Source organism: uncultured Agitococcus sp. (genome assembly GCF_937920075.1).
Taxonomy (GTDB): Bacteria; Pseudomonadota; Gammaproteobacteria; order Pseudomonadales; family Moraxellaceae; genus Agitococcus.
Window position 1 is genome coordinate 1 of the sequence record NZ_CALETI010000486.1, and the last position, 12,391, is coordinate 12,391.

12 protein-coding genes are annotated in these 12,391 nt (G+C 39.2%); all 12 read right to left on the reverse strand.

Annotation, left to right across the window (positions count from 1 at the left end):
- Nucleotides 1-112: 112 nt before the first annotated feature.
- Nucleotides 113-652 carry a HipA domain-containing protein gene (locus Q0212_RS16380; protein WP_297927521.1) on the reverse strand — a complete coding sequence of 180 codons (540 nt, stop codon included), beginning with the start codon at nt 650-652 and terminating at the stop codon, nt 113-115.
- 2 nt (nt 653-654) lie between these two features.
- Nucleotides 655-828, reverse strand: coding sequence for a hypothetical protein (locus tag Q0212_RS16385; RefSeq protein ID WP_297927523.1), 174 nt, complete (start codon nt 826-828; stop codon nt 655-657).
- Nucleotides 829-831: 3 nt separating this feature from the next.
- Nucleotides 832-1,098 (reverse strand): helix-turn-helix transcriptional regulator, encoded by a 267-nt coding sequence (locus Q0212_RS16390; RefSeq protein ID WP_297927525.1) that lies wholly within the window; start codon nt 1,096-1,098, stop codon nt 832-834.
- Between the two features lie 74 nt (nt 1,099-1,172).
- Entirely contained in the window at nt 1,173-2,405 is a 1,233-nt protein-coding gene (locus Q0212_RS16395; protein WP_297927526.1) for a type II toxin-antitoxin system HipA family toxin, read from the reverse strand.
- Nucleotide 2,406: 1 nt separating this feature from the next.
- A complete protein-coding gene (locus tag Q0212_RS16400; RefSeq protein ID WP_297927528.1) occupies nt 2,407-2,694 on the reverse strand; it encodes a helix-turn-helix transcriptional regulator in 288 nt (95 codons plus the stop codon).
- Nucleotides 2,695-2,771: 77 nt separating this feature from the next.
- Nucleotides 2,772-3,653 (reverse strand): hypothetical protein, encoded by an 882-nt coding sequence (locus tag Q0212_RS16405; protein WP_297927530.1) that lies wholly within the window; start codon nt 3,651-3,653, stop codon nt 2,772-2,774.
- Entirely contained in the window at nt 3,650-6,415 is a 2,766-nt protein-coding gene (locus Q0212_RS16410) for a hypothetical protein (protein ID WP_297927531.1), read from the reverse strand. Before Q0212_RS16410 ends, Q0212_RS16405 begins: the two co-directional genes overlap by 4 nt.
- Before the next feature lie 5 nt (nt 6,416-6,420).
- Nucleotides 6,421-6,987 carry a hypothetical protein gene (locus Q0212_RS16415; RefSeq protein WP_297927533.1) on the reverse strand — a complete coding sequence of 189 codons (567 nt, stop codon included), beginning with the start codon at nt 6,985-6,987 and terminating at the stop codon, nt 6,421-6,423.
- Nucleotides 6,984-8,231, reverse strand: coding sequence for a hypothetical protein (locus Q0212_RS16420; protein ID WP_297927535.1), 1,248 nt, complete (start codon nt 8,229-8,231; stop codon nt 6,984-6,986). The genes Q0212_RS16415 and Q0212_RS16420 overlap by 4 nt, the downstream gene beginning before the upstream one ends.
- A 118-nt stretch (nt 8,232-8,349) precedes the next feature.
- Complete coding sequence (locus Q0212_RS16425; RefSeq protein ID WP_297927541.1) at nt 8,350-11,523, reverse strand: type I restriction endonuclease subunit R; 3,174 nt, start codon at nt 11,521-11,523, stop codon at nt 8,350-8,352.
- A 51-nt stretch (nt 11,524-11,574) separates the two neighbouring features.
- Complete coding sequence (locus tag Q0212_RS16430) at nt 11,575-11,961, reverse strand: PIN domain-containing protein (protein WP_297927537.1); 387 nt, start codon at nt 11,959-11,961, stop codon at nt 11,575-11,577.
- On the reverse strand, nt 11,961-12,203 hold the full coding sequence (locus Q0212_RS16435) for a DUF2281 domain-containing protein (protein ID WP_297927539.1): 243 nt from the start codon (nt 12,201-12,203) through the stop codon (nt 11,961-11,963). The genes Q0212_RS16430 and Q0212_RS16435 overlap by 1 nt, the downstream gene beginning before the upstream one ends.
- Nucleotides 12,204-12,391: the final 188 nt, after the last annotated feature.

The following is a 12,391-nucleotide window of genomic DNA, read 5'->3' on the forward strand; positions in this document are numbered from 1 at the left end:
GGCCACTGAGAAATCCTTAACGTGCTTTAAATTCCGTTTCCTGAGACGACCCCTAACTCAGAGAGTGTATATTTTTAAAAAGATTCTTTGGCTTTATTAATCAGGTATATCTCTACCTTAAAGCATAAACCGCCTGCTTAATTTTCATTAATAAATCATCTTCTGTATAACGCACATCTTGAGCTAAGCGTTCACATACCACATCAAATGCGTGGTCAATACGTCTTAAAATCTGTTGTGCTGTCTGTTGTTCTAAGCCTAAGCGCAGACCATAAGCAATGAGTTCGGCTTGGTTAGGGAAGCTTTTTTTCTTATTTAATTTCAAAGCTAGTTGGCCATCTAATTCAGGATAAATATTGGTGCAGACCACATCATAAATGGGGGCTAATTGACGTCTAGCCGATGGCTGTTCGTAAATTAAACCAATATTTTTTAAGTGCGCATCACCGTCGCCCAATTTACAAGACAAGACAACACGCTCAAACAACCGCTGTAGTTCAATATGACTATATTCGCCTGTAAATATCCCAACGGCTTTAGCAATCATTTCATAACTGCCTTCATATTTTCTGGCGGTATTTCTGCCTGTTAATACGGCCATATCTTCAAAGCCCAACGGAGTGCCATCGGCTTTTCGGTCAAAACGAGACATGACTAATAGCTTTGTTGACGGACAGGCATCACTAAAGACACAGATGTTTCTGTTTCCGCGTTAAGGCCATAATTAAAAACAAAGTTAGATTCTTTGCTTAACAGCCCTGCTTGCCCTTGTGGCGTGATGATTTCTAAACGGCGAATTTTATTAAATAATGATAACAACTCACTCATGATTTAATCTTCATCTTCGGCAAATACATCGGCCAAATCTTCAAACACAACCGTTTGTTTTGGCCGTAATACCAGCTCATAACCTAAAGCATTTGCCATTCGACAAAATTCCACCAGTCCAACATTATGTGCGGTTTCGGCATTGGTGATGGTTCGTCGAGATAATAAGGTTCTCTCAGCGAGCATTTGTTGACTGAGCTTTAAGTCTCGCCGAATGGTTTTTAAGGATAAGGCTAATTGTTCTATATTGGTGATGGTATAATTGCGCACTATATTACTCATTTATTATAAATAACAACTATTGAGCAGTATAACGCGCATTTTAATCAATTCAAAAATAAAAATTAAGTGCTTAAACGCCCATCTAATGCCTTCATAATCATCCGCGTATTAGATTCACTAACTTCTAATTCTTTTGCAATTTGTGGCCAAGTGCTTAGTACTGATTTAATCTGGTTTATCATGTTTTGTACTTCTGACCATTGCCCAATGCCTGCATGCTGTGCCAAACGCATTAATGCTTTTTGGGGTGGATATTTACCGTAACCAGCAAATGCAGTCATGTGTTCGCCATAACTGTTTGGACTAAAGGTCACATCAAACATCGGACTAAGTTGCCATTGTCCCTCATCATTTTGTAAAAATGCCCAATTCTTACTATGGTCATCCATATTACACGCATACCAGTTAAATAATGCTCTTAAGAATTGCTGTTTAGCCGCAGCCACTGATTGGCAGAGTTTTATCGTCACTTTAATCAAATCTTCGTAGTCTAATGATGGCTCTCTAAAATTTGCATCTAACAATCCTGCGGCGCTGTGCATATGCAAACGCCCCAATGCTGATGGCGCATCAAAACGTTTGACCATTAACCATGCTTGTTGTTGATGAGCCTGCAAACGCCACCTAGGAACAGTAATACCCACTTTTTCGGCCATAGTTAAATAAGCAGCTTCACAGCGTCCTTCATCATGACCTAATGCCAAACTGTTTGAGGTAAATTTTATCAACCACGGTTCATAGCCTCGTTGTGCCTGACTAACTATCTGTTGATTATCAGGATTAATATAAATTAGGGCTTTTGGTCGCGCTCCACCAGAGCTAGCAACATTAACTAACTGTGGTAGAACATCCTCGTGATGTCCTTCAAAAATCGCCTGAGCTTGTTGGCCAATTTCGTGTAAATGCAATAACGAATCGTCAGCAATAGGATGAACAGGACGATAACGTAATGCGCCCATGCCTCTATCACCCACTAAAGCCAAACGTGACATTAGGCTCACTTGTTGAGGTAAATAACCTTGTTGACGTAGCCACCTATCCATCAACAAACGTCCCCAACCATCAGGTAATGAATCAGCAAATACGCCCTGTAGAGGCTGTGATTTATCTATATTAATTTGCAGTTCTTGGGAAAATTTTAATCGAAATGGCGAAAGGCTATGACCTTGTTTTAGGTAGTCTTCATCGTATTGAAAATACACTTGTCTGTTAGCTTGAGCTAAACGACCTACTTTGATTTCATGACCAAGGCTATTGACACGAAACACATCTAGCTGAGCAATATCTAAGCTCATCTTAGGTTCTCAACTTTAAAACATCATCAATATTTTGCGGCAAAGGCTGTTTGAGTGATGTCAACTCAAGGATAGTGTCTAATGAGTCTAACAGTTGCCACAATAATAAAAATTGTCTTAATGAAATTTGGCCTGTTGACTCAAAATGTTTAATAGTTGCCGCAGGCACACCACTACGCTCAGCGAGTTCTTGTCGTGACCATTTTTTTTGTTTGCGGCGTATGCGTACAGCTTCAGCCAAACTTTGTTGTACATCATAGGCAGAGTTTAAGGTTAAAAGACTATCCATAAAAAGATAACCCGTTAGCTAATATTTTATTATTATAGCATTTATAGATAAAATATTGTCTTTTTATACATATATTCTCAATCTTCTATATTCATAAAAATAGTTTCCTGTTCTAGTACTAAACCATACTGACGCATTTCTTCAATTAACAACCATAGTTCATCATCTACATCAAAAGCTTTCATTTTTGCCAAACTTGCATCAAACAGCGACCTATTCTTAATCCATAACTCTCGACTACCCATTTGCCGTAACTTATTTTGCCAGTTGGGCATTAACCACAATTTAACCTTTTGGTCTAACTTCTCATATAAACGCACATAATTTGAGAAACCAACACCATCATAGTCGGGAAATAGAATAACCTCACGACAACGTGGTTTTTGCGCCAACCAATTTAATAACACACCATGTAATTGTCCTGCGTAATAAACAATCGTTCCTGTCGCATCATCTGGCAACCATGATAAGTTATCAAATAAGGCTTGATTTTCAACTAACCACAAAGGTTGTTGAGAACACCAATTATCTGATGCTGTTATCATTAAACTAGCAACACCTGATAACCGAGTATTCTCACTAACATCCAAATAGTGACCATTTTCTTTCTGCCAAAGCACCGATGGACTAATGGCTTTCATCAATATATAACTAACATCATGGTTATGTTGTTTAGCTTTGCTGTTTCGATATAAGCCAATATTAATACTACGTTGAGGCAAGTCATTAGCTAAGTTTTCAGCATTTATCGGTTGTAAGGTTTTAAGCTCTAACTCAACACGCGGCAAATTGATCACTTGATAGACAGTACCTCTGCCTTGTGGACGCTGACTAATCGCGTTTGTTTGTTGGGAAAAGCTATTTAATGCCTGTTGTTGTTTGGGGCTAAATTGACTACTTGGCAACATGCTGTTTGCGACAATGAGTTTATTTAGTGCATCAATCAAAGGACGACTCATAGCACACTATCTTCTTTATTAGATAAAATTTGCCAACTCTTTTGACTAATCTGATTCCATCCTTGATGACGGCTAATAGGGACACAATAACGCGCAGTAATGAGTGGGGTTGGTGAGGCAAAAATTAATGAGAATCCAAATTCTTCAGCTGTATCAATAAGGATTTTTTGATTGCGTATATCTAAAGCAGAGGCTTCATCTAAATAACAGACCGCACGTACTTGATGACGTTTATCCTGCATTAAATGTAATAGAGCTAAACCTGTTACCAACTTAGCCATCAATACCGTACCATTAGAAGCTGCACTATCTATATCCTCAAAACTTTCGGGAGCACCATTCATTTTTGCTACAATAAATGAGAGTCTAAATAAATGTTCTACCCTTAAAAAATCATGCGCCTTACCTTCGCCTACTAACAAATTTTTAGCTCTATTGAGAGCCTCATCATCTAGGACACTAGCTTGATTGAATAGTTCAAAGGTATCACCTGTGTTAACCTTTTCCGCTGTGTTAATTAATAAATTAATTGCCTCAACTAATGCTGTTTCTTCTTGCGGCTCAATTTTGAATTTAGATAAATCAGATATCTGACGACGATTGATTAAATTATTAAACTCTTTCATTTTGCTTTTAAAAGTCAACAAACCATCTCGCAATTGACGCAAACACACTGTCACATTAATGACTGCATCACGCGCCTTACGCTCTAAAGATTGAGCTTCTTGGGGTAAAAGTTCTGCAAATTCAATAATTCTTCTAATTTCTTGTTCTGGCTGTTCGCTGTACTGAAACTTAGTTAAGCCTCCTGCGTGTAACTCAGCTAAACGCGTTTTCATTTGCTCATCGAGGTTAATCAGCGTTTGGCAGTCTTTGTGATAGGCAGCTAAATTATTCGCTAAGTCATCTAACACAGGTTCGCTGATAGTCAGCCACGGTTGATGGGGCAATTCATCTAAATAAGCAAATACGACTGCATCATCTTTGCGTTGATTACGTTGACGGTTAATCTCTTGATGTTTATCGTTAAGTTGGGTGAGTTTCTCACTCAGCTGACTAGCGTGTGTTTGCTGTTGTTGATAGTATGCTTGAAACTGTGTCAGTTGACTGTCAATACTGGCTAATTGTTGTTGGCACTGCTGCTGTTGTTGCTGGCGTTGCTCGCTGCTGTTATTTAAGCCTGTTAGTTCATCAAAATCTGCCAAATCACGCTCAATATGTTTGACTTCTTGTGCTAAGGCTAATTTACGTTGTTTAGCTTGCTCGATGGCTTTGGCAGCTGCAACTTGTTGCTGATAATCTGCTAATGTTTGTTTAAGCTCTTGTAATCGCTGTTGGAGTTGTTCGGCACTTGACTGACTGTGTTGTGCGCTAATTTGCTCTAGCTTTAAGGTTAAACCTGCTAGCTCGAGGTTTTCTATGGCGTTTTTACTCAACCATTGCGTAAATAACGTGCTATTTAATTGATAATGCTGACTATCTAATAACATCACTTGTTTGTTAAACAGCCTATTTATAAGATCAAGTTTTTGTGATTCGAGTTGCTGTTGTAAGGCCAAATACAAATTATCGCTCAATGAGGCTAATTCTCGCTCAGTGTTAACAATTTCTTGCTGACAACGTGTTAATTCACGCTCAATACTCGCCAAAGGACGACTACTGGCTTGCTGTACTAATGCCGTTTGTTGGTCTAATTGATTGCTTACAGCGGCAAGCTGTGTTTCTAATTGTTGACGGTTAGCGACCAAAGCAAATTGTTGTGCTAATAAGGCTTGACGTTGGCTAGTGTTATTAAGCTGCTGTAACTGCTGTTGTAATTGTGCTTTTTGCTGATGTAAATCGCCGTTATTACTGAGTAGTTGTGCTAACTTCTGGTTAATAATCTGCTGCTGTTGCTGTAATGCTTGGCTTTGCTGCTCAAAATACTGTTGCCATTCGCTGAGTTGTTGGTTAATGATTGGTCTAAAATACAATAGCTTGCCACGTATTTGTAAACGACTTTGTTGTTTTTGCTCTAGTTGTGCAATCTCGGCTTGTTGCTTAACGGCAGCTTGATATTGTTCACGCTCACGATTAACTTCAGCAAAAGCAGTATCCCATTCTTTTTTAAAATCAATGTTTGCATCGGGTAAATCACGTTTAAAAATACTTAATAAATAGGCTTTAACTTCATGGGAACGCAACTTATCAAGGCGTAAAGTACGTGTTAATACCCGTTGAAATGCATCTACTTGGCTACTATGTTCTAATTTAAACACCGCAAAATCAGGCTCGTTTGCAACACGCTTTTTACGCCTACCATATAATACCTCTATAAAGTCACTTGTATTATAAGAAAACACCAAACGTTGATATTGTAATAACTGATTTTTAAGTTGTGGTTGTGACACTAAGCTGCCATCAGCCAAACGATATTCTTCAATATTTAACTGTCCTTGGTAAGCAAAATATTCATAATCGTGGCTTACACCTTTGCCAACACAACCTAATACCACTGTACCTGAATCTGGCAAAAAAACTTCTAATAAAATATATGCGCTGTTATTTGGAAAATAAAATCGACGGCTTTTATCAAGATCATTTGCACCAAAATCCATACGACGTTTATCAACAATTAACAAAAATTGTAAAGCATTAATCAGACTAGTTTTACCTGTATTATTGGGTGCCACTAAAGAAACAGAGGCATCTAAGGGTAACTCTGCGCGTTGATATCCTGCACTGTTTAACAATACTAAACGTTGAAAACCATAGGTTATCATGATATTTACTCTTCCTCTGCCGCATCCATTAGCTCATTTTCTGTCATTTGATGTCGTGCTAACTCTTGGAAATGATCTAAATAACGTACTGCCGCAGGTAATAAACGCCATGTGCTATCTTGTGCTTGAGCAAAACCATAACGTACGGCGGTATCATAAACTTGAGTGATACTTTCTATATCTAAAGATTCAGCCAGTAACAACTCACGGTGTTTATCAAAAACTGCCTGTAGCAAAACTCTATCAATTCGCCAATCACAAAATCGCGCTAAAGATTGTTGGTTATCAGCTTGATAATCAAATAATACCATTAACACTAATGCCAAATTGCGTGTTGCTTTAGACACATTACTATTACTATCTTCGGTATGAAACCATGCAAAACCACGTCCATCAACACGCAAGCGATAACCTAAATGTTCAAATAATAATTCATACTGATTTTGTTCTTGTTCTAAAGCTGCCCATAATTCAGGCTCACTTAAACGGTTTAGGTGTTTACCACTGTTAAAAAATTGAAATAGTTCGCTTAACTTATGAAGTTTAGCTAAATTAATCGTGAGTAAATTCAATGTGATGCCACTCCATGTGGATAATGATAGACATTAATTTGTTTAAGCTCGCACAATACAGCTTGCTCAGCTTGAAAACACAGCCATGCTTCCTGCTGTATTAAATAATGATATAAACGCAACAAAGTCGAATCGCTTAAATAACCATAATGCTGTTGCAACCAAGATAAAACATCTTTCACAGGTAATTGAGAAAATAAATGCTGACTCACCGCAATATCGTCAACTATATCTAATACTGTTTGGCTAATCTCAGTCATCTCTTCGGGAAAGCCAATACTGATTGGCTGATAATTTTTTGCCTCCGCCATGATCGTTAATACTTCGTCGCCTACGGTGACTCGCCTTGGCATATCACGTTGCCATAATGGTAGTGATGCAAAACGAAACGTTTTATTAAGGCTACGTTTACGAACTTGGCTTAATAAATAGCTAATTGACGTACTTAATTGATTATGTTGTCTTATTTCCTCACGTAAGGGGAGTAATGTATCACTACATTGTTTTAAGACTTCACGTCCCAACTGTCGTAAATCTTTGGTAGCAAAAGCTACTTGGCGAATATGTTGGCGTTGGCTATATAACGAGCCTTGGGTGGTCAATCTTTCTACAGCATTATCTAAGACGCGTTCAGCTTGCTCAAGGTAAGGGTAAAACGTACCATGAATGCCTGTATCCATCATTTGTGCCATAGGCTCTACATATTTATCATAGGCTTGTAGCACTTGCCGATAACGATATGTGGCAGATAATTGACTATCTGTTGCTTTTGCTTTTTCTGCAATTTCTAAAATAGCATGACGGTCTTGGTCAAGCTGTTGGCTGATTTGTCGAAATAATTCCGCTAAATTAATCGCTGCATGACGCATCATATCCATATTATTGAGATGCACGCCCTCATTAAGTTGATCTGTTGCTTCTCGAATAGCGTGTACTCGTGCTTGTAAAACAGCGGATAAACCTAATTCATGCTCACGAGTTAAACTGCGTACAAAAGACAAAACATGGCTATTAATTTGCAAAGTATCGCCACGTGCAATGAATTCTAATAAACCACTACTCACTAATTTACGTAATATTTCTTCACACTCAATAACAGATAAATGCGGTTGTCGTTTACTAATAACAGAAACAATATAGCTTGGCTCAAAATATAATTGATCGCGTGATTTTTGTACTAACCACTCCACAACATCCCAATGTGAGCCTAAAGCCAATACCAAACTACGCGGCGAAATATTCATAATACTGTCAAATTAAGACCATCAAAAAAAATATTGTACAATAAGCATGTCAAAAAATATTATCTTTAAAACAGATAAATAGCTAAATTGAGCATGCTCAATTTGGACGATTTCCCCTCTAAAGCATTACCACCCACTCTGCCGACAAACTTTCAGCCTGTTGCAACACAAGGTTAATCGCTTCTTCTTGTTGATCGGGTGGATATTTATATTTGCGTAATATACGTTTAACTAATAAGCGTAATTTGGCGCGTACACTGTCGCGTTTTTCCCAATCTACCGTCAAACTTTTACGCAAATTATCGGTAAGTTCATAAGCAATTTGCTTAAGAATATCATCACCCAATTCACGCACAGAGGCTTCGTTATGAATCAAGGCATCATAAAAAGCCAATTCATCTTCATTTAAGCCTAAACTCTCGCCACGACTAGCAGCAACCTGAAATTTCTTAGCCATGTCGATGAGTTCTTCGATGACTTGGGCTGTTTCAATCGAGCGGTTTTGATAGCGTTTAATGACATTGGTTAATAAATCTGAAAATTTCTTTTCTTGAGATAAATTGGTTTTAAAGCGGCTTTTAATTTCGCCTTCTAATAGGCGTTCTAATAACTCTACGGCTAAATTACGCTCAGGCAAATGACGGACTTCATCCAAAAAAGCTTCATCAAGCAAGCCGATATTGGGCTTTTCTAAACCTACCGCATTAAAAATATCAACTACATCTTCCGAAACAATAGCTTGACCAATAATTTGTCGAATGGCTAATTCACGCTCTTCGTTACTCAATTTCTTTTGGCTGGTGTCACGCTTGGTGAGTAACACTTTAACCGCTTGAAAAAAAGCAATCTCTTCGCGCAGGGCTTTAGCTTCATCTAGGGTGCAACACAAACTAAAGGCTTTACTTAACGCCAGTGTATTATCGGCAAAGCGTTTTTTACCATCGTCTAGCCCCAAAACATAGTTAGCCGTTTGCGCTAAGGTTTTATGGCCACCTGTTAAAAAGCCACTGTAATCGAAACCATGCAATAAGCCACGAATAATATCCATTTTTTCTAATAACACGGCTAAGGCTTCGTGTGCGTCAACCGTAGGGCGGCCACGTCCTTTGCTGTTGGTGTATTCCTTAATGGCACTTTTTAATTCATTGGCAATACCAATATAGTCCACCACCAAACCGCCTTGTTTGTCTTTGAATACCCGATTTACACGGGCTATGGCTTGCATTAGGTTGTGGCCTTTCATGGGCTTATCGACATACAGGGTATGCACACAAGGTGCATCAAACCCTGTTAGCCACATATCACGCACAATCACCAACTTTAAGGGGTCATGTGGATCTTTAAAGCGTTTTTCGAGGCGTTTTTTGACAATATGGGAATAGATGTGAGGCCGTAATAAGGCTTTATCGCTGGCACTGCCTGTCATGACGATTTTAATTGCGCCTTTTTCGGGGTCTTCGCTGTGCCAATTGGGACGTAGTTTAATGATTTCGTTATACAAATGAACGCAGATTTCGCGGCTCATGGCAACAATCATCGCTTTGCCTTGTTGTGCTTGGTTGCGTTCTTCAAAGTGGCTGACTAAATCTGCTGCGACTTGAGCAATACGCGGTGGTGCGCCAACAATGCTTTCTAACGCTGCCCAACGGCTTTTGAGGCGTGATTGTTCGGCTTCTTCTTCATCTTCGGCTAATTCATCCACTTCTTCGTCAATCTGTGGTAATTCGCTTTCTTTTAGCCCTAATTTTGCCAAACGCGATTCGTAATAAATGGCCACCGTTGCGCCATCTTCTTTGGCTTGCTGCATATCGTAGATATGAATGTAATCACCAAATACCGCGCGAGTGTCACGGTCTTCGCTAGAGACAGGCGTACCTGTAAAGGCAACAAAAGTGGCATTCGGCAAGGCATCACGCAGATGTTGGGCATAACCCACTTGATAACTGGCTTGATATTCAGCTTGTGGCTCTGCCGCCATTAAAGATTTTAATTCTGTATCGGTGTAAGCATCATTAGCCGCAGTTGTTGGGCGAGTGCGTTTGACTTTGAGTTTGGCATTAAAACCATATTGGGTGCGATGCGCTTCATCAGCAATAACCACAATGTTGTGACGATCTGACAAGACAGGAAATACTGTTTCTTCATCGGCGAGCATAAACTTTTGAATGGTGGCAAAGACAATACCGCCCGCAGGCCGTGATGATAGTTTGTCACGCAAATCTTGGCGTGATTCGGCTTGCACAGGTTGTTCGCGCAAAATATCTTGTGCTAATGAAAACACACCAAATAACTGACCATCTAAGTCGTTACGGTCGGTTATGACCACAATCGTTGGGTTGTGCATGGCTGTTTCGCGCATCACTCGTGCCGCAAAACAGGTCATGGTAATACTTTTTCCGCTACCTTGCGTATGCCAAACCACCCCGCCCTTTTGATTACCTTGTGGTTGTGAAGCTGCAATCACTTGATTAATGGCAGAGCGAACCGCATGAAATTGATGATACCCTGCAATTTTTTTAATCAGTTGGCCGTCATCTTCAAACAACACAAAAAAGCGCAAATAATCCAGCAATAAATCTGGCGTTAAAATACCGCGTGTTAGCGTTTCTAGTTCGTTAAATTGGCCAAGTGGGTCTAAGGTGTTGCCGTCTATGGTACGCCATGCCAAAAAGCGTTCAGCATTGCTCGATAACGACCCCATTCGTGCTTCTGTGCCGTCACTAATCACTAAAATTTCGTTGTATTGAAATAAATCGCTGATTTGCTCTTTGTAGGTTTGTAGTTGCTCGTAGGCTTTCCAAATATCGGTATTTTCATCGGCAGGATTTTTTAATTCTATGACTACCAGTGGTAAGCCATTTAAAAACAATATCACATCAGGACGGCGCGTATGTTTTGCGCCTTTAATGGTAAATTGGTTGACCGCTAACCAGTCATTTTTTTGATTTTCAAAGTCGGCTAAACGGACAAAATCACCACGCGTTTCACCGTCTTTTTGATATTCAACCGCCACACCATTGACTAAATAATGATGAAAACGGCGATTAGCCACCAATTGTATGGGGCTATCCAAATTTAGCACTTGGCTTAGGGCTTGTTCACGGGCAGAAGCAGGAATTTGTGGATTAAGCCGATGGATAGCTTGGCGTAAGCGTTCGGTTAATATAACTTGTTGGTAGTTGCTGCGTTCGGGTTGTGAGCTGTCTGGAGCGATGTCTAAACCATTAATACACTGATAACCGATGTCTGCTAAATAGCCTAACATTTCTTGTTCTAATTGGTCTTCGGTCATCATTGAGAGTAGTCCTTTTTTATATGTTTATTATCGCTAAACCAACCAATCTTATATCAGCAAATCAGGTACACGTTCAAACTCGCGCACATTATCTGTCACTACTATTAAACCATAACTCAAGGCAATAGCTGCTATTTGCATATCATATGGGCCAATTGGTGTTCCTTTAGCAAACAAGGCCATACGTACCTCAGCCTGTGTTTTAATCACTTTATCATCAAAAGCTAAACTGGGTAATTCTGCAAAAAAAGTCTCTAATTTTTGTTTATTCTCAACTGTTTTAGCACTTTTACACGCTCCAAACCATAACTCCGCTTTAACAGGTGCACATAAATATAATTGGCGTACTCCTACTCGGCGAATATTAGCCAAGATCGTAGGATTGCCTTTTAATATAGCAATACACGCATTGGTATCTAACAAATATCCATTCATTACAACAAGTCCTTTACACTATCTTCACCTAAGTCCACATCACTAATATCATCAGGAAAATCATCACCCAAGCTATGCGTCATACGCGCTATAAAAGCTTCTGTTTGCTCATTATCGTTGGCTTTAGCAACTAATCCTACGCCATATTTTTTTTCTAAATACTCAACAAAATCCAAAACTTCCGCCTGAAAACTGGTTGGTAAAGCCAAAATATGTGTTTGAAGTGTTTGTGCAATATTCATTTTTAAGCCCTTAACAGGTTAAATAATCTTAGATTCTATCATCAAAAATGATACCTTAATGTAATATAGCTTGACACGAGATACTCTTGTTCTAATTGGTCTTCGGTCATCATTGATGAGTAGTCCTTTAAAATTTACTAGTCCGTATTCAGGGTTAAAGCCACCGCCTTTAGGCGGTCAGATTTATC